This is a genomic window from Cupriavidus pauculus, from assembly GCF_008693385.1.
GTDB lineage: Bacteria > Pseudomonadota > Gammaproteobacteria > Burkholderiales > Burkholderiaceae > Cupriavidus > Cupriavidus pauculus_D.
On record NZ_CP044065.1, the window covers coordinates 100,555 to 118,241 of the forward strand.

Below are 17,687 nucleotides of genomic sequence, written 5' to 3' on the forward strand. Positions count from 1 at the left end.
GTCTTCTGGCTTCAGTCTGCCTTGATGTTCGCGGCCTTGATGACCGCGCCCCAGCGCGTGATCTCGTCGTTCAGCAGCTTCGTGGCCTGGGCGGGCGTGCTGCCCACCGGGTCAAGCCCCTGATCCTGCAGGCTCTTGCGAATCTCCGGCGTGTTGACCGCGTCCACCATTTCCTTGTTCAGCTTGTCGATGACCGGTTGCGGAGTGCCCGCCGGCACCGAGAATCCGACCCAGAACTTCATGACCATCCTGGGCATGCCGACCTCGGGCGCGGCCGGCACGTCGGGCAGCACCGGCGAGCGCGTGTCGTTGGCGAGCATCAGCGCGCGCACCTTGCCGCTCTTGATATAGGGAAGGGCGGTCGGCAGCGAGGTGATCAGCGCCTGCACCTGTCCGCCCATCAGGTCCTGCATCGCGGCCCCCGCGCCGCGGTACGGCACGTGCACGAGGTTCACGCCGGCGAGGTTGTTGAACAGCGCGCCGCCGAGGTGGGTATTGGTACCGTTGCCGCCGGAGCCGTAGTAGTACTTGCCGGGGTTGGCCTTGGCCAGCGCGATGAACTCCTGCACGGTCTTCGCGGGCACGCTCGGATGGACCACGAGCACGTGCGGCATGGCCGCGGCTACCGTCACCATCTGGAACGCCTTGTGCGGATCGAACGGCAGCTTGGGCAGCAGCGTGGCCGCGATCGCATACGACATCTCCGTCGTGAGCATCGTGTAGCCATCGGGCGCCGCGCGTGCGACCGTGCCCCAGCCGATGACGCCGCCGCCGCCCGTGCGGTTGTCGACGAGCGCGCTGGTGCCGCGCGCGCTCATGCCCGTGGCGACGAGCCGTGCGACGAGGTCCGTGGAGCCGCCCACCGAGAACGGCACGATGATCGTGATTGGCTTGGAAGGAAAGGCGTCGGCCGCGAACGCGGGGGGCACCGAGGTGGCGCCCATGGCCGCGGCGATGAGCGTGGCGCAGGTACGGAGGAAGCGTCGACGGGGGATGCTGCGTGGCATGTTGTCTCCTGATGCAGGGTCGGTGCCTGCGCATGCTCTATGGCATGTCGCATGGGTGATGAGTAAAAAGGGGGGACTAGGTGCCCTGGCCGCGATGGCGGCCGCCCGCGTTGGAATGCGCGAGGCCCGCCGGCGTGAGCCCCGCCGGCGTGAGGCCCGCCGATGCCGCGGCCGTGCGTTCGCGAATGCGCGCGTTGACGGTCTGGCCATAGTCCATGGCTTCGCGCCAGCGCGTGATCTCGGCCGGAATCTTCTCCAGCGCGGCCTTCGTTTCGGCGAGCGCGACCGCGTCGAAGCCGGCCAGCCGCACGGCGAGTTCGGCCGCGCGCGCATCGAGCTGCGCCGGCGGAACGACCTCGTTCACGAGGCCCCAGTCCGCGGCGGTCGCGGCATCGATGCGTTCGGTGGTCAGCAGCAGCCAGGCCGCGCGTTTGCGCGTGAGCAGCAGTTGCGAGGTCGGGCCGGCCATGCTCGCGTAATTGGCAAAGCCGATCTCGGGACAGCCTAGCGCGGCCGTGGACGACGCGATGGCGAGGTCGCAGCTGTTGACGAGCGTGACACCGCCGCCCAGCGCCAGGCCGTTGACGGCCGCGATGAAGATGGCCGGATGCGCGCGCATGGCGAGGTTGAGTTCGATGGCTTCCTGGCCCGCAAGATCGGGTGCGCCCGCGGCGCGCTCTTCCTCGCGTTCACGCAGGTCGAGGCCCGCGCAGAAACTGGCGCCCGTGCCCGTCAGCACGATCGCGCGCGTGTCGCCCCGAAGATTCGCCAGCGCGGCCGCCAGCGCATGGCGCGTGGCGCGGTCCAGCGCGTTGCGCCGCGCTTCGCGGTCGATGCGAATCACGGCCCAGCCGGCGTGGCGGGTCACCCGGACGGTCTCGTCCATCGTGCGTCTCCTGCAAGGGTCTGTCTCGGTCCGCGCGTCTGTCGGCGCAGCCGTCCGCTCGTCGTTGGTTAATATGTTCTATAAGTCGGAACAACGTTCGAACTATCATCCGGCTGCGTTTGGCGCGTGTCAAGACGGGTCGATGCCGATGGCGCCGCAACGTGGAGGTGACGGGTGGCGGCTGCGACATCCGGTCACATCAAATCATTTGAACAACTTAATGAAGTTCGGACTTTCAAGCCGCACGCCGGTCCCCCAATAATGCGAGAATCGCTGGCGCAGCAAGTAGCCGGCCGCACAACAAGACCCCCCTCGAGCAGAAAGGGATGCATTCATGAATTCGACGAAGGTGCTACACGCAACCGCGACGCCGGGCGCCGTGACCCGCTACACCGCGACTGCGATCGGTTTCCACTGGCTGATTGCCTTCGGCATCTTCACCGCGTTTGGCCTCGGCCTGTACATGACCGGCATTCCCGGTTTCACGCCGACCAAGCTCAAGCTGTTCTCGTGGCACAAATGGCTGGGCGTGACGATTTTCGCGCTGGCCGTGCTGCGCGTCATCTGGCGCGCCACGCATGCGGCGCCGCCGGTCGCGGCGGGTACGCCCGCATGGCAGGCACGCGCCGCCGCGGGCGCCCATCATCTGCTGTACGTGCTGATCCTCGTGGTACCGGTGACGGGCTATCTCTATAGCTGCGCCGCCGGCGTGCCCGTGGTGTATCTGGGCCTGTGGAAGCTGCCGATGCTGATCGAGCCCGGCGACACGGCCAAGGTCGTGCTTCAGACCGCCCATATCTGGCTCAACTACACGATGGCGGCGATCGTCGTCGTGCATGCGCTGGCCGCCATCAAGCATCAGGTCATCGACCGCGATGGCACGCTGGCCCGCATGCTGCCGTTTCTTCGTTGAGCGTTTTCCCAAGCAAGGAGTTGCAGATGACAAGCATCACCCGCCGCGGCATGCGTCCGCTCGTCACCGGTGTGGCAGCCCTGGCGGCCGCCGCGTCGCTCGCCTCGGTCGCCGGACTCGCGTGGGCGCAGGTGGATACGGCCAAGAGCGCCGTCACCGCGACCGCGCGCCAGATCGGCGTGCCGATGGAAGGCAAGTTCAAGAAGTTCGATGCGACCGTCGACTTCGATCCCAACAAGCTTGCGACGTCCTCGGCCAAGATCGAGATCGACGTGGCCAGCTTCGAGATCGGCGACGCCGAGACCAGCAAGGAGGTCAAGGGCCGCGAGTGGTTCGACGCTGCGAAATTTCCGAAGGCAACGTTCCAGTCGACGAGCATCAAGAGCAGCGGCGCGGGCAAGTTCGACGTGGCCGGCAAGCTGACCATCAAGGGCAAGACCGTTGACGTGGTGGTACCGGCGACCTATCGCCAGGACGCCGCGGGGCAAGTGTTCGATGGCGTGCTGCCGATCAAGCGCACCGCCTTCAACATCGGCGAGGGCGAGTGGAAGGACACTTCCGTCGTCGCCGACGATGTACAAATCAAGTTCCATATCGTGACGGCGAAGAAGGGCTGACAGGGCTGATGCCCGCCTGCCTTCGTCCCGACCTTTCCATCCCTGAACCTATTCGCGAGAATCTTCTATGCAAATGCGTACCCTGACCGCATCCCTCGTCGCCGTTGCGGCCGCTTCCGCAACGTTCGTGGCCTCGGCCGCGCCGACCACGTACAACCTCGACCCGACGCACACGTACCCGAGCTTCGAGACCGACCACCTGGGCGGCCTGTCGGTGTGGCGCGGCAAGTTCGACAAGTCCAGCGGCGTCGTCACGCTGGACCGCGCGGCCAAGGCCGGCACCGTCGAGGTCAAGATCGACGCCGCGTCGGTGGACTTCGGCAACAGCAAGCTGAACGAGCACGTGAAGGGTCCCGAGATGTTCGACGTGCAGGCGTTCCCGGACGCCGTGTACAAGGGCAAGTTCTCGAAGTTCAAGGGTGACGTGCCGACCGAAGTCGACGGCGTGCTGACGCTGCGCGGCGTGTCGAAGCCCGTGAAGCTGGAGATTCATCAGTTCAAGTGCATCGAGCATCCGATGCTCAAGCGCGAAGTGTGCGGCGCCGATGCGTCGGGCACGTTCAACCGCGCGGACTTCGGCGTGGACTACGGCGCGAAGTACGGCTTCAAGCAGGACGTCAAGCTCGCCATCCAGGTGGAAGGCGTGAAGGCGGACTAACCGGTCCTGCCTGGTCATACACCGCGCGGGCCCCCGCGCGGTGCGCCGCAACCCTGCCCGCGGCAGGGTCGGCCCCGATCGGAGGCATCTCGCCCTCGATCGGTTTGAATGCCCATCTCCGGTGCGTGGCCACCGACCTCGGGCATACCCCACCAATTACGGTATCGGCGCGGTTGTACGACCGGCGAGAGCCACAGTACAATGGGTCGCCGCAGTCTCACCTCTCCGGGAACCGCTTCCGGGAATCGCTTCCCTTTCGCGCTTCCCTGTTTGCGTCCCTATTCGCATCCTAACCGCATAACAACCGGTCGCGCGCATACGACATGAGCCTTGGCTGCATTCCCTGATTCCGGTCACCCGCCGCGAGACCTCTTGCCCGAGCTGTACCCGGCCTGCCGTTCGCGGCGCCCTGGCGCGCAGCGTTTTTCGGATTTCCCTGGCGCGATACCGTGTACTCCAAAACGCAAATCGATCCGGTAGTTAGCTTCCGCAACTCGCAGGGCGAGCAGGTGCGCGGAACGATCATCAATCTCCAGAGAAAGTCTCTGGTGATGGAAATCTACAACCCATACTCGATCGTGCAGGTCAGCGAGGTGCTGAGCGAGCTCAGCGTCCGCATGGGCACGAAGAATGCGTACCTCGGCAAGGCCGTGGTCATGAGCCTCGTGAATACGGGCCTGACCGCAGTGGTGTCGCTGACGCTGATCGACGAGTGGCGCGAACTCACCGACGTCAACCACGAGCCGAAGTCCGTGGCGCGCGAGGCCGAGATGTTCGTGCAGGACTGGGACACGCGCTTCAACATCCGCCGCGATTATCAGATCGTGGTCAACGAGATGCGCGCGTACCTGTCCGAAGTGTCCCGCTGGGTCGAGCAGGTCGATCTGACCGAGTCGCTGCCCAAGGTGGAGGGACGCCTGCGCGAGGACGTGTTCTACGAACTCGCCACGCCGCTGATGACGAAGGTCAAGACCTACCTCGACTGGCTCGAGGGCGAGGCGCAGCGCGTGGATCCCGAGATCGCGCCCGTGCACCGGACGTACGCGCAGGCCGCGCTGCATCCGCTGCTGCTGCGCGCGCCCTTCGTGTATCGCACGTTCACCAAGCCGCTCGGCTATGCGGGCGACTACGAGATGGTGAACCAGATCCTCAGCGATCCGCAGCAGGGTCCGACCACGTACTTCCAGATCGTCAACACGGCGTTCCTGAAGGCGGCCGTGGCCACCGCCCACCGCAACCGCATCGATCTGCTCGTGGACTTCCTCACGCGCCAGGCCGAGCGCGCGCGCGCCGCGGGCCGGCCATTCCGCATCCTGAACGTGGGCTGCGGTCCCGCGTTCGAGATCCAGCGTTTCGTGCGCGAGTATCCGAATCCCGAACTGCTGTCGTTTCAGCTCGTGGACTTCAGCGAGGAAACGCTCGAGTACACGAAGAGTTCGATCGAACGCTCGGCCGCGTCGGCCGGCCGCAAGGCGTCGGTGGAGATGGTCCACCAGTCCGTGCACGATCTGCTCAAGCGCCGTATCGCGCCCGACGAGCCGGACTGGCGCGCGTTCGAGGCCGTCTACTGCGCGGGCCTGTTCGACTACCTGTCCGACAAGGTCTGCGCGCGGCTGCTCACGTATTTCGCCTCGCGCACCAAGCAGGGTGGCGAGTTGCTGGTGACCAACGTCCATTCCGACAATCCCGAGAAGTTCGGCATGGAGCATCTGCTCGAGTGGTATCTGATCTATCGCAACGAATCGGGGATGTCCTCGTTGTTGCCGGAGAACTCGCATGCACACCGACTCTATGTCGATGAAACCGGGGTCAATGTCTTCGCCGAAGCCACCATCCAGTGACAGCGAGGTCGAGCTTCCCACCCCGAACATGAGTGCCAATCAACTGTACGCCGGTTATCAGACCGAACTGGCGGAATTTCGTCTCGCGTTCTCCCGCGGGGGCGCCTACACGGCCATCGTGCTCGTGATGCTCGGCGTCGGGCTCGACTACGGCCAGTATCCGGAGCAGCAACTGCCGTTCGCGATTGCGCGCGTGCTCGTCTCGCTGCTGATCGCGGGCGTGGTCCTGGCGCTGCACCGCGAGGCCGGCCGGCGCTTCGCGCCGTGGCTCACGCTCACATGGCTGCTGCTGCCGCAGATCATGATCGCGTGGATGATCTCGCAGACCGAGGGCGTGCAGTCGCCTTACTACGTCGGGCTGAACCTCGCGATCTTCGCGTCGGGCATCGCGCTGCCGTTCGGACTGTGGCAGAACGTGGTGTTCGGCATCCTGTCGTATCTGCTTTATGCGGCCGCGTGTTTTATCCATCCGGGCGGCATCGAGCCCGTGGGGACGTTTATCGTCAACTCGCTGTTCCTGTTGTTCGCCGCGGCGGCGAGCGGCGTGTACACGTTCTTCAACGAGCGCGCGCGCTTCATGCTGTTCCGATTGAAGGCCGAGGTGGCCGAGAAGAACGTCGAACTCGAGGACATCAACCGCCAGCTCGTCGATATCAAGGGCCAGATGCTCCAGCAGGAGAAGATGGCGGCGATCGGTACGCTGGCGGCGGGTCTGCTGCACGAGGTGAACAACCCCGTGAACTTCTGCCTGATGGCGATCGAGGTCGCCATGGAAGAACCCGTCACGAAGAAGGAGCCGATGCTCGAGGAATGCCTCGTCGATGCCAAGCAGGGCATGCAGCGGATCCAGCATATCGTGTCGGACCTGAAGACGTTCGCGTACCGCAAGCCGGGCGCGGAGGTCGAGGGCACGCCGTTCCTGTTCGAGAAGGCGCTCGACTCGTCGGTCCGGCTGACCGCGCACGAGCTGCGCGGCGTCAAGATGACGCGCGAGATGCCCGACGACACGCTCGTGTTCGGCGACGAGGCGGCGATCATCGGCGTGCTGATCAACCTGTTCTCGAACGCCGCGCTGGCGATGCGCAAGGCCGGCACGCAGGGGCCGGCAATCCATACGACCGTGCGCTGGCTAGACGGCCGCCTGCATGTCCGCGTGCAGGACAACGGCCCCGGCATCGCGCCCGAGCATCTGGCGCGCGTGTTCGAACCGTTCTTCACCACGCGGGAAGTGGGGCAGGGGCTCGGCCTCGGCCTCTCGATCAGCTATGCCGTGGTCGAGCGCCATGGCGGCGTGCTGTTCGCGGAGAGCGAAGTGGGGCAGTGGGCGGCGTTCGCGTTCGATCTGCCGCGCGCGGAATGAGAATGAGGCTGTCATGAGCGATATCCCCCAGGTCCGGCCGACCGTTCTCTACGTCGATGACGAGGAGATGGCCTGCAAGTATTTCGCGCGTGCCGTCGGGGGCGAGTACGACGTGCTGCTGGCGAAGAGCGCGGACGAGGCGACCGAGGTCCTGCGCACGGACGGTGCACGTATTTCGGTGCTCGTGACCGACTTCCGCATGCCGGGGCGCGACGGTGGCTCCCTGCTGCGGCAGGTCGCCCAGGACTACCCGCAGATCGTCCGCATCCTCGTCACCGCGTATGCGGATAAGGATATGTTGCTCGAGACCGTTAACAACGGTGAGGTGTTCCGCATTCTCGAGAAACCGATTGCCGTGAACGGCGTGCGCGAGGTCCTGCGTCTGGCCGGCGAGCGGCATCGCGAGCGCGCGGTACGCCAGCAGCGGCTGATGGCGATCGACGAGACGCTCGCGTTTCTCGCGCACGAACTCAATACACCGCTCGCGGCGATCGCCAATTTCGCGCGCGGTATCGAGGCGCGCGTGAGCGGCGAGGACGGGGCGCAGCGGCTCGGCGAGATTGGCCAGGCCGCGGGCAAGATGCACGACAACGCGCAGTATTGCCTGGCGGTGCTGTCGTCGTTCCTGCAGTCGGTGCGCAACAGCGCCGGCATGTCGTCGGCACAGGGTACGCGTTCCGCGGCGTCGGGCGAGCCGGTTTCGGCGGGTTCGCTTGTGGCGTCGCTGCTGGACACCTATCCATTCGCGGATGCACAGCGCGACTGGGTCCAGGTGGAAGTACACGGCGATTTCCCGGTGCCGACGCTGCCCAACTGCGTGGCGCTGGTGTTGTCGTCGGTGATGAGCAATGGCTTGCGCGCGCTGGCCGATGTCCACGGTCCCGTGCTGCGGTTCGTGGTCGTGGCTGGCGAGCATCCCGAGATTCGTATTTCCGACAACGGGCCCGGCATTCCGCCCGAAGTCATGGAGCGACTGCTTGTCGACCCCGTCACGACGCACGCGGGCGCCGGTGGCAGCGGGCTCGGCATGATCTTCTGTAACCGCGTCATGCAGTCTTTCGGTGGCGGTATCCGGATCGCTTCGGCCTCCGGCGCCGGCACGACCGTGACGCTGGATTTCCCCAATTTCAAGAATCGTATGCACAGGAGTGATCGATGAGCGAACTGAATACAACGCAGGCACCCCCCGCGATTCTGTTCGTTGACGACGAGGCGACCGCCGTCAAATATTTCCAGCGGGCCATCGGGCAACTGGCGCCCGTGGTCACGGGCGGATCGGTGGAGGAGGGCAAGGCGCTGCTCGACGCGCATGGCGACAGCCTCGCCGTGCTGGTGTCGGACCAGCGCATGCCCGGCGAATACGGGAACGAGCTGCTGCGCTACGCGCGCGAACGCTACCCGCATATCGTGCGGATCCTGACCACGGCGTACTCGGAACTCGACCAGACCGTCGAGGCGGTGAACCAGGGCCAGATCCACCGCTATATCAAGAAGCCGTGGGACATTACCGCGCTGCGCATGGAGCTCAAGCAGGCGCTCGAGCTGTCGGGCCTGCGACGCGAGCGTGACCAGCTCGTGCGCGAAAAGCTGTCGGTGATGCAGAAGCAGACCCTGGCCGCGCGCATCGGCATGGTCCAGGCGCTGGCCGCGAGCCTGATCGGCCCGGGCCGCTTCCAGCCCGTGGAGACATATCTGGCCGGTGCCGATCTGGCCGGTGCGAAGAATCCGGAACCGGACTGGAACCGCGTCGATTATGCCGATCTGGTCGGTGCCGAAAGCCAGCGCAGCGGGGCGTTCGGCCACGCGGTCGGAGCGCGGCTGGCCGAACTGCGCACGAAGCTTGCCGGAAGGAGCGCCGCGGATGTGACGGCGGTGCTGGCCGAGGTGGTGGGCGAGGCCGTGCGCCGGGACGGTGACGTCGTGACGTGGACCACGCCGGCCCTGCTTGCCGAGTTTATCGAGAAGCCGGTAGACGATGCGGTGTCGCCCGCGCATACGAGCTGGCTGGCGGTGCTGCTGTGGATCGAGGAAGCCGGCGGCGCGCTGCAGCTGGTGCGCGAAGGCGATACGATTTCCGCACGTGTCGGTACCCGGGGCGACTGGTTCGCGCCCGACCGTCTGGCGGTGTGGATCGAGAAGATGCTGGAAGCGTAAGCCGCTTCGTTCCACTGGCCGCAAACAAAAACGCCCGGGATATCCCGGGCGTTTTTTCTGGTACTGGAATCGTCGTCAGGCTTGCGCGCCGAAGTTCGGATCGTTCCGATCCGTATTCTCGCCGCCCTTCTTCTCGCCCTTGACGAGGTCCTCGCGCTTGACGCCGAGCCACATCGCGAGTGCCGCGGCCACGAACACCGACGAGTAGATACCGAACAGGATACCGACCGTCAGCGCGAGCGCGAAGTAGTGCAGCGTGGGGCCGCCGAAGAAGAACATCGACAGCACCATCATTTCGGTCGAGCCGTGGGTGATGATGGTCCGCGAGATCGTGCTTGTGATCGCGTTATCGATGATCTCGTGCGTGGTCATCTTGCGGTACTTCCGGAAGTTCTCGCGAATCCGGTCGAAGATCACCACCGACTCGTTCACGGAGTAGCCGAGCACCGCGAGAATCGCCGCGAGCACCGACAGCGAGAATTCCCACTGGAAGAACGCGAAGAAGCCGAGGATGATCACCACGTCGTGCAGGTTGGCGATGATGCCCGCGACCGCGAATTTCCACTCGAAGCGGAACGACAGGTAGATGACGATACCGATCACCACGCACAGCAGCGCCAGCAGGCCGTCGGTGGCCAGTTCCTTGCCCACCTGCGGGCCGACGAACTCGACGCGCTGGAGCTTGACGTCAGGCGTCGCCGCCTGCAGCGAGGTCATGACCTGCTGGCTTTGCTCGGCCGAGGTCACCGGCTTGCCGTCCGCGCCCTTCTGGAGCGGCAGGCGGATCATCACGTCGCGCGAGGTGCCGAAGTTCTGCACCTGCACGTCGGTATAGCCGAGCTTGCCCACCTGGCCGCGAATCTGCTCCAGGTTGGCGGCCTGCTGGTAGTTGACCTCCATCACGGTACCGCCCGTGAATTCGATCGACAGGTGCAGGCCCTTGTGGAAGAGGAAGAAGACGGCTGCGGCAAACGTCAGGAAGGACACCACGTTGAAGACCAACGCGTGCTTCATGAACGGAATGTCGCGCTTGATGCGGAAGAATTCCATGATGTTGTCCTCTGTGTCCTCTTACTTCGCGACGGGCGGCTTGGCGGCAGGCGCCTCGGCACCCGGCTTCCAGATCTGGCCGATCGACACGCTTTGCAGCTTCTTCTTGCGGCCGTACCAGAGGTTCACGAGCCCGCGGTTGAAGAAGACCGCCGAGAACATCGACGTGAGAATACCCAGGCAGTGCACGACAGCGAAGCCACGCACCGGACCGGAACCGAAGGCCAGCAGCGCGAGGCCCGCGATCAGCGTGGTGACGTTGGAGTCGAGAATCGTGGCCCATGCGCGGTCGAAGCCGATCGCGATGGCCATCTGCGGCGAGGCACCCGCGCGCAGCTCTTCCCGAATCCGCTCGTTGATCAGCACGTTCGCATCGATGGCCATACCGAGCACCAGCGCGATAGCGGCAATGCCGGGCAGCGTCAGCGTGGCCTGCAGCATCGACAGCACTGCGATCAGCAACAGCAGGTTGACGGCCAGCGCGGCCACCGAGAACACGCCGAACAGCATGTAGTACAGCACCATGAACACGGCCATCGCGCTGAAGCCGTAGGCCACGGAGTCGAAGCCCTTCTGGATGTTGTCCGCGCCGAGCGACGGGCCGATCGTGCGTTCCTCGATGATGTCCATCGGCGCGGCCAGCGAACCGGCGCGCAGCAGCAGCGCGAGGTCGTTCGCGGCTTCGGTCGAGTAGGAACCGGTGATCTGGAAGCTCGAACCCAGTTCGGACTGGATCGTCGCCACGGTCAGCACTTCGCCCTTGCCCTTCTCGAACAGCACGATGCCCATCGGCTTGCCGATGTTCTCGCGCGACACGTCGCGCAGCACGCGGCCGCCCTGGGCGTCGAGCTTGATATTGACCGACGGACGCTGGTTCTGGTCGAAGCCCGCGGACGCGCTCTCGATGCGGTCGCCGGTAAAGATCACCTGCTTGCGCAGAATCACCGGCGCGCCGTTGCCCTGCGTGAACAGTTCGTCGCCGAACGGCACCGGGTCGCCCGCGCGCGGGTTGCGCGGCGCGTCCGGATCGGCCAGGCGCGCCTCGAGCGTTGCGGTACGGCCGATGATGTCCTTGGCCTTGGCGGTGTCCTGCACGCCCGGCAGCTGCACGACGATGCGGTCCGAGCCCTGCTGCTGGATCACCGGCTCGGCCACGCCGAGTTCGTTCACGCGGTTGTGCAGCGTGGTGATGTTCTGCTTGACGGCGGCGTCCTGCACCGCGCGGCGCGCGGCTTCCGTGAACGTGCCGACAATATTGTTGCCGTCGTTCGTGAATGCGAGTTCGCGGAGGTTGTCGGCCAGCACGCCGCGCGCGCGGTCGGCGTCGGCGGCGTTGCTGAAGCGCACGGTCAGGCGTTCGCCATCGCGCTCGATGCCGCCGTGGCGGATGTTCTTGTCGCGCAGCAGCGTGCGCGCGTCGCCGGACAGGCTGTCGAGCTTCTTGTCGGCCGCGCCCTTCATGTCCACCTGCAGCAGGAAGTGCACGCCACCGCGCAGATCCAGGCCCAGGTACATCGGCAGCGCGTGCAGCGAGGTCAGCCATTGCGGCGAGCCCGACAGCAGGTTCAGCGCGACCACGTAGGTCGGATCGTTCGCGTCGGGGTTCAGCGCGTGCGACAGCACGTCCTTGGCCTTCAGCTGATCGTCGGTCGTGCGGAAGCGCGCCTTGATCGAGCCGGACTGGCCCGAGACGTCGAAGAACACGCCGTCAGGGTGCAGCTGGTTCTGCGCCAGCACGTCCTCCACGCGTTTCTGCATGGAGAGGTCGACCTTGACCGTGGCCTTGCCCGAAGACACCTGGACAGCGGGGGCCTCGCCGAAGAAGTTCGGCAGCGTGTAGATGATGCCGATGGCAAGCGCCACCAGGATCACGATGTATTTCCAAAGCGGATAACGATTCATCTTTGGCCAGTCGTTGCGATTCGGCCTGCCGGGTCGCCGCGGAAAGCGGCTCGGCATGGCCGGACCGGTTGGCAAACAGCCGCCTGGCAGTCCTGGCGGGGCCTCGCGGACCCGTCTGGCTGGTACAGGCGGCTGCGGGGGCGCGCGGATGACAGGGAAATGTCAGCCGCGCGCCGGATTGCGGTTTGCCGGGGAAGACGCGCCGGTCAGAGCGACTTCAGCGAACCCTTGGGCAGCACCGTGGTGACGGCGTTCTTCTGGACCGTGATCTCGGTACCTTCCGAGATTTCCAGCGTTACGTAGTTCTCGTTCACCTTGGTGACGCGGCCGAGGATGCCGCCAGCCGTCACGACCTCGTCGTTCTTTGCCAGGGCTTCCAGCATGGCCTTGGACTCTTTCTGACGCTTCATCTGCGGGCGGATCATGATGAACCAGAGCACCGCGAACATCAGGATGATGGGCAGGAAGCTCATCAGGCCACCTGCCGCGCCACCGGCGCTGGCAGTCTGGGCAAAGGCGTTCGAAATCAGCACGTTACTTCTCCGTCACAAATATCAATCTGGGAATCGGGCATTCTATCACCCGGTCTATGTCCCGCCAGTGCATTCTAGGGCGATTTGCGGGTTTGTTCGGGGGCGTTCGGACGGCTTGGCGTCAGGTGACGCCGGCACGCCCGCGGAGCCCCGGAATTCGACAGCCGGGCGCCGAAAAGTTCGCGCGCCCGGTCAGATTTGGCGTTGCGGCGACTGCGCGTCTTCCGCGCGCTACTGCGCGCCGCGGGCGCGATGTTCGGCGAATTGCCGGCGGAACGCCTCGAAGCGGTGCTCCTCGATGGCCTCGCGCATCTCGCGCATGAGCTCGAGGTAGTAGTAGAGGTTGTGGATCGTGTTCAGGCGCGCGCCGAGGATCTCGCCCAGCCGGTACAGGTGGTGCAGATACGCGCGCGAGAAGTTGCGGCACGTATAGCAGCCGCACTGCTCGTCGAGCGGGCGCTGGTCGCTGCGGTGGATGGCGTTGCGGATCTTGACGTCGCCGAAGCGCGTGAACAGCCAGCCGTTGCGCGCGTTCCGCGTCGGCATCACGCAGTCGAACATGTCCACGCCCGCGGCCACGCCCGCGACGAGGTCCTCGGGTGTGCCCACGCCCATCAGGTAGTGCGGCTTGTCGGCGGGCAGGCGCGGACCCACGTGCGCGAGCACGCGCATCATGTCTTCCTTCGGCTCCCCCACGGACAGCCCGCCGATGGCGTAGCCGTGGAAGTCGAGGTCCGAAAGGCCGGCCAGGGACTCGTCGCGCAGGTCCTCGAACATGCCGCCCTGGACGATGCCGAACAGCGCGTTGGGGTTGGGACCGAGCTTGCCGCCATCGAATTCTTCGCGGGAACGCTTGCCCCAGCGCAGGCTCATGCGCATCGAGCGCGCGGCCTCCTCGTGCGTGGCCGGGCGGCCATCGATCTCGTACGGCGTGCACTCGTCGAACTGCATCACGATGTCCGAGTTCAGCGTGCGCTGGATCTGCATCGAGATCTCGGGCGAGAGGAACAGCTTGTCGCCATTGATCGGCGACGCGAACGTGACGCCCTCTTCGGTGATCTTGCGCAGGTCGCCGAGCGAAAACACCTGGAAGCCACCCGAATCGGTCAGGATCGGCTTGTCCCAGCCGATGAAGCGATGGAGGCCGTCATGCGCGCCGACGACGTCGAGGCCCGGGCGCAGCCACAGGTGGAACGTATTGCCGAGGATGATCTGCGCGCCGATCTCGTTGAGCTCGAGCGGCGACATCGCCTTGACCGAGCCATAGGTGCCCACGGGCATGAAGATCGGCGTCTCCACGACGCCGTGGTTCAGGGTGACGCGGCCGCGCCGCGCGGCGCCGTCGGTCGTGATCAGTTCGAAATTGAGCATGGGGGATCCGTGTGTCAGGGCCGGCGGGTCAGCAGCATCGCGTCGCCGTAGCTGAAGAAGCGGTAGCGTGCGTCCACGGCGTGGCGGTAGGCGGCGCGGATCGCTTCCACGCCGGCGAGCGCCGAGACCAGCATCAGCAGCGTCGACTTCGGCAGGTGGAAATTGGTGATCAGCGCGTCGATCAGGCGGAAGCGGTAGCCGGGCGTGATGAAGATATCCGTATCGCCGCTGCCGGCCGCAAGCGAGCCGTCTTCGGCGGCGGCGGACTCCAGCGCGCGCAGCGAGGTGGTCCCCACGGCGATCACGCGGCCGCCGCGCGCGCGCGTCTCGCGCACGGCCTGCGCGAGCTCCTCGGAGATGGCGTACCACTCCGAGTGCATGCGGTGCTCGGCAATGTTCTCGGTGCGCACGGGCTGGAACGTGCCCGCGCCGACGTGCAGCGTGAGGAACGCGCGGCGCACGCCGTGCGCATCGAGCCGCGCGAACAGCGCGTCGTCGAAATGCAGGCCCGCGGTCGGCGCGGCCACCGCGCCGGGGTTGCGCGCGTAGACGGTCTGGTAGCGCGTCTCGTCGTAGGCGTCCGGGTCGTGCGTGATGTACGGCGGCAGCGGCAGGCGGCCGTAGCGCTCGATCAGGTCCAGCGCGGGCGCGGGAAAGCGCAGCGTGAAGAACTGGTCCACGCGCGGGCCCACGGTCACCGCGAAGGCGCCATCGGCGAGATGCAGCTGGCTGCCTTCGGGCGGCGTCTTCGAGGCGCGCACCTGCGCCAGCACCGTATCGGTGTCGATCACGCGTTCGACGAGCACCTCGACCTTGCCGCCGCTGGGCTTCTGGCCGAAAAAGCGCGCCTTGATCACGCGCGTGTCGTTGAACACGAGCAGGTCGTCCGGACGCAGGTATTCGACGATGTCGCTGAACGCGCGATCGCGCATGCGCACGGCCTCCGCGGTGTCTTCCGGCGCGGTGCGCTCGACCACGAGCAGCCGGCTGGCGCTACGGTCGGGCAGGGCGGACTGCGCGATCAGCTCGGGCGGCAGCGGGAAATCGAAGTCGGATAGCGTCAGGGCGGACGCGGGAGGCGTGGGCATGGCAGGCAAACAACGAATCTGGAACGGAGTGCCGCGGGCGGCATGGGTACAATCGGCGGGTCCGACATTGTACATACACCCCTCGAACGCGCACCCGATGCCAGCAGCAGGTAACGCCACCCGGTCCGCCCGGGCCACCGACGCCGCCGAACCGACGCAGGAAGCCAGCCCGGCGCCCAAGGCGGCGGCCAAGCCGTCCACCGCCGCCGCGCGGCTGGCCAAGCTCGGGCTGCGCCGCAGCGTGGACCTGGTGCTGCATCTGCCCATGCGCTACGAGGACGAGACGTCGATCCTGACGATTCGCGACGCGATCGCCCGTGCCGGCGCGGGTATCGCGGCGCAGGTGGAAGGCGAGGTGGTCTCGAACGAAGTCACGTTCCGGCCGCGCCGCCAGCTCGTGGTCAAGATTGCCGACGAGACCGGCGAACTCACGCTGCGCTTTCTCAATTTCTACGGCAGCCAGACCAAGCAGATGGCCGAAGGCGCGCGGCTGCGCGTGCGCGGCGACGTGCGTGGCGGCTTCTTCGGGGCCGAAATGGTCCATCCGACCGTCCGTCCCGTCGCCGAGGGCGAAGGTCTGCCGGACCGCCTGACGCCCGTCTATCCGGCCACGGCTGGCATTTCGCAGGCCTATCTGCGCAAGGCCATCGGCGGCGCGCTCCAGCGCACGCCGATGCCCGAGACGCTGCCGCAGCCGCTGTTGCGCGGCCCGCTCGCCAGTCTGCGCCTTGCCCCGCTCGCGGATTGCCTGCGGCTGCTGCACAACCCGCCGCAGGGGGAAAGCGAGGCCGCGCTCGCGGACCGTTCGCATCCAGCATGGCAGCGGATCAAGTTCGACGAGTTGCTCGCCCAGCAGATTTCGCTGCGCCGCTCGCAGGCCGCGCGCCGGGAAAAGACGGCGCCCTCGATGCCACCGGTGCAGGACCAGCTGCGGACGCGCTTCCTCGCGGCGCTGCCGTTCGGGCTGACCGGCGCGCAGCAGCGCGTGGTCGCCGAGATCGCCGCCGACATGACGCACCCGCATCCGATGCACCGGCTGCTGCAGGGCGACGTGGGCAGCGGCAAGACCGTCGTGGCCGCGCTCGCCGCGTGCCAGGCCATCGACGCGGGGTATCAGGCCGCGCTGATGGCGCCCACCGAAATCCTCGCCGAACAGCACTACCGCAAGCTGTCCGCGTGGCTCGCGCCGCTCGGCGTGGCTGTGGTCTGGCTCGCGGGCAGCCTCAAGGCGCGCGAGAAACGCGAGGCCGCGGCGCGCGTGGAGTCGGGCGAGGCGCGGCTCGTCATCGGCACCCATGCCCTGATCCAGGACACCGTGCGGTTTGCGCGGCTCGGCCTCTCGGTGGTCGATGAGCAGCACCGCTTCGGCGTGGCCCAGCGGCTCGCGCTGCGCGGCAAGGCCGCCGAGGGCGAACGCGTTGCCGACGAGCGCGTCCCGCATCAGCTCATGATGTCGGCCACCCCGATCCCGCGCACGCTGGCCATGACCTATTACGCGGATCTCGACGTATCCGTGATCGACGAGCTGCCGCCGGGCCGCACCCCGATCGTCACGCGGCTCGTCAACGACGCGCGCCGCGACGAGGTCATCGAGCGCGTGCACCATGCGGCCGCGGAAGGCCGGCAGGTCTACTGGGTCTGCCCGCTGATCGAGGAGAGCGAAGCCCTGCAGCTGCAGACCGCGGTGGAAACCTACGAGACGCTGGTGGCCGCGCTGCCCGACCTGCGTGTCGGGCTGGTTCACGGCCGTCTGCCGCCGGCCGAGAAGGCCGCCGTGATGGACGAATTCAGTGCCGGGCGCCTGCAGGTGCTCGTGGCCACGACGGTGATCGAAGTGGGCGTGGACGTGCCGAACGCGTCGCTCATGGTGATCGAGCATGCCGAACGCTTCGGGCTGGCGCAGCTGCACCAGCTCCGTGGCCGCGTGGGGCGCGGCACGGCCGAATCGGTGTGCCTGCTCATGTATCAGGGGCCGCTGTCGCCGACCGCGCGCGAGCGGCTGGCGACGATGCGCGAGACCACGGACGGCTTCGAGATCGCGCGGCGTGACCTGCAGATTCGCGGGCCCGGCGAATTCCTGGGCGCGCGCCAGTCCGGCGAGGCGATGCTGCGTTTTGCGGACCTGGAAACGGACGCGTGGCTCGTGGAATACGCGCAGGAGGCGGCCGAGGCAATGCTGGCGCATTATCCGGAGGCCACGGAGGCGCATCTGCTGCGCTGGCTGGGCGGCCGCGAGCATTTCCTGAAGGCCTGATTTTGTGACGCGCGAAGGACTTTCGCGCGCCGGTCTGACAGCGACGGCAATAG

15 protein-coding genes are annotated in these 17,687 nt (G+C 66.5%); 8 read left to right on the forward strand and 7 right to left on the reverse strand.

What is annotated here, in order from left to right; translation table 11 throughout:
• Positions 1–11: 11 nt before the first annotated feature.
• Both FOB72_RS00500 and FOB72_RS00505 read right to left on the reverse strand, forming a co-directional pair.
• Entirely contained in the window at positions 12–1,007 is a 996-nt protein-coding gene (locus tag FOB72_RS00500) for a Bug family tripartite tricarboxylate transporter substrate binding protein (protein ID WP_150370743.1), read from the reverse strand.
• Between the two features lie 76 nt (positions 1,008–1,083).
• Complete coding sequence (locus tag FOB72_RS00505) at positions 1,084–1,893, reverse strand: enoyl-CoA hydratase/isomerase family protein (RefSeq protein WP_150370744.1); 810 nt, start codon at positions 1,891–1,893, stop codon at positions 1,084–1,086.
• A 334-nt stretch (positions 1,894–2,227) separates the two neighbouring features.
• Between FOB72_RS00505 and FOB72_RS00510 the strand changes: the two genes are divergently transcribed.
• From FOB72_RS00510 to FOB72_RS00540, 7 genes are all read left to right on the forward strand, one after another.
• Positions 2,228–2,806, forward strand: a complete 579-nt coding sequence (locus FOB72_RS00510) for a cytochrome b (protein ID WP_150370745.1) — start codon at positions 2,228–2,230, stop codon at positions 2,804–2,806.
• Positions 2,807–2,832: 26 nt separating this feature from the next.
• On the forward strand, positions 2,833–3,423 hold the full coding sequence (locus FOB72_RS00515) for a YceI family protein (RefSeq protein WP_150370746.1): 591 nt from the start codon (positions 2,833–2,835) through the stop codon (positions 3,421–3,423).
• 67 nt (positions 3,424–3,490) lie between these two features.
• A complete protein-coding gene (locus FOB72_RS00520) occupies positions 3,491–4,081 on the forward strand; it encodes a YceI family protein (protein WP_150370747.1) in 591 nt (196 codons plus the stop codon).
• Between the two features lie 449 nt (positions 4,082–4,530).
• A complete protein-coding gene (locus FOB72_RS00525; protein WP_150370748.1) occupies positions 4,531–5,922 on the forward strand; it encodes a class I SAM-dependent methyltransferase in 1,392 nt (463 codons plus the stop codon).
• A gap of 28 nt (positions 5,923–5,950) precedes the next feature.
• Positions 5,951–7,282 carry a sensor histidine kinase gene (locus FOB72_RS00530; RefSeq protein ID WP_150370749.1) on the forward strand — a complete coding sequence of 444 codons (1,332 nt, stop codon included), beginning with the start codon at positions 5,951–5,953 and terminating at the stop codon, positions 7,280–7,282.
• A gap of 13 nt (positions 7,283–7,295) precedes the next feature.
• Positions 7,296–8,441: a hybrid sensor histidine kinase/response regulator gene (locus FOB72_RS00535; protein WP_150370750.1), complete on the forward strand. Its 1,146-nt coding sequence runs from the start codon at positions 7,296–7,298 to the stop codon at positions 8,439–8,441.
• Positions 8,438–9,436, forward strand: coding sequence for a response regulator (locus FOB72_RS00540; RefSeq protein ID WP_150370751.1), 999 nt, complete (start codon positions 8,438–8,440; stop codon positions 9,434–9,436). The genes FOB72_RS00535 and FOB72_RS00540 overlap by 4 nt, the downstream gene beginning before the upstream one ends.
• 75 nt (positions 9,437–9,511) lie before the next feature.
• Here FOB72_RS00540 and secF read toward each other — a convergent pair whose 3' ends face one another.
• The 5 genes from secF to queA all read right to left on the reverse strand — a co-directional run bounded on the left by secF (position 9,512) and on the right by queA (position 15,380).
• A complete protein-coding gene (gene secF, locus FOB72_RS00545; RefSeq protein WP_150370752.1) occupies positions 9,512–10,486 on the reverse strand; it encodes a protein translocase subunit SecF in 975 nt (324 codons plus the stop codon).
• A gap of 21 nt (positions 10,487–10,507) precedes the next feature.
• Positions 10,508–12,388: a protein translocase subunit SecD gene (secD, locus tag FOB72_RS00550; protein ID WP_150370753.1), complete on the reverse strand. Its 1,881-nt coding sequence runs from the start codon at positions 12,386–12,388 to the stop codon at positions 10,508–10,510.
• A gap of 206 nt (positions 12,389–12,594) precedes the next feature.
• A complete protein-coding gene (gene yajC / locus FOB72_RS00555) occupies positions 12,595–12,921 on the reverse strand; it encodes a preprotein translocase subunit YajC (protein WP_109580152.1) in 327 nt (108 codons plus the stop codon).
• 231 nt (positions 12,922–13,152) lie between these two features.
• Complete coding sequence (tgt, locus tag FOB72_RS00560; protein ID WP_150370754.1) at positions 13,153–14,292, reverse strand: tRNA guanosine(34) transglycosylase Tgt; 1,140 nt, start codon at positions 14,290–14,292, stop codon at positions 13,153–13,155.
• A gap of 14 nt (positions 14,293–14,306) precedes the next feature.
• Entirely contained in the window at positions 14,307–15,380 is a 1,074-nt protein-coding gene (queA, locus tag FOB72_RS00565; protein WP_150370755.1) for a tRNA preQ1(34) S-adenosylmethionine ribosyltransferase-isomerase QueA, read from the reverse strand.
• A gap of 97 nt (positions 15,381–15,477) precedes the next feature.
• Here queA and recG point away from each other — a divergent pair, with 97 nt between their 5' ends.
• Entirely contained in the window at positions 15,478–17,634 is a 2,157-nt protein-coding gene (gene recG, locus FOB72_RS00570; protein ID WP_150370756.1) for an ATP-dependent DNA helicase RecG, read from the forward strand.
• The last annotated feature ends 53 nt before the right edge of the window (positions 17,635–17,687 follow it).

Bases quoted from the DNA above. Each gene is read 5' to 3' on its own strand.
- FOB72_RS00500 (WP_150370743.1), bottom strand. From the start codon at position 1,007: ATGCCACGCAGCATCCCCCGTCGACGCTTCCTCCGTACCTGCGCCACG.
- FOB72_RS00505 (WP_150370744.1), bottom strand. From the start codon at position 1,893: ATGGACGAGACCGTCCGGGTGACCCGCCACGCCGGCTGGGCCGTGATT.
- FOB72_RS00510 (WP_150370745.1), top strand. From the start codon at position 2,228: ATGAATTCGACGAAGGTGCTACACGCAACCGCGACGCCGGGCGCCGTG.
- FOB72_RS00515 (WP_150370746.1), top strand. From the start codon at position 2,833: ATGACAAGCATCACCCGCCGCGGCATGCGTCCGCTCGTCACCGGTGTG.
- FOB72_RS00520 (WP_150370747.1), top strand. From the start codon at position 3,491: ATGCAAATGCGTACCCTGACCGCATCCCTCGTCGCCGTTGCGGCCGCT.
- FOB72_RS00530 (WP_150370749.1), top strand. From the start codon at position 5,951: ATGAGTGCCAATCAACTGTACGCCGGTTATCAGACCGAACTGGCGGAA.
- FOB72_RS00535 (WP_150370750.1), top strand. From the start codon at position 7,296: ATGAGCGATATCCCCCAGGTCCGGCCGACCGTTCTCTACGTCGATGAC.
- FOB72_RS00540 (WP_150370751.1), top strand. From the start codon at position 8,438: ATGAGCGAACTGAATACAACGCAGGCACCCCCCGCGATTCTGTTCGTT.
- secF (WP_150370752.1), bottom strand. From the start codon at position 10,486: ATGGAATTCTTCCGCATCAAGCGCGACATTCCGTTCATGAAGCACGCG.
- secD (WP_150370753.1), bottom strand. From the start codon at position 12,388: ATGAATCGTTATCCGCTTTGGAAATACATCGTGATCCTGGTGGCGCTT.
- tgt (WP_150370754.1), bottom strand. From the start codon at position 14,292: ATGCTCAATTTCGAACTGATCACGACCGACGGCGCCGCGCGGCGCGGC.
- queA (WP_150370755.1), bottom strand. From the start codon at position 15,380: ATGCCCACGCCTCCCGCGTCCGCCCTGACGCTATCCGACTTCGATTTC.
- recG (WP_150370756.1), top strand. From the start codon at position 15,478: ATGCCAGCAGCAGGTAACGCCACCCGGTCCGCCCGGGCCACCGACGCC.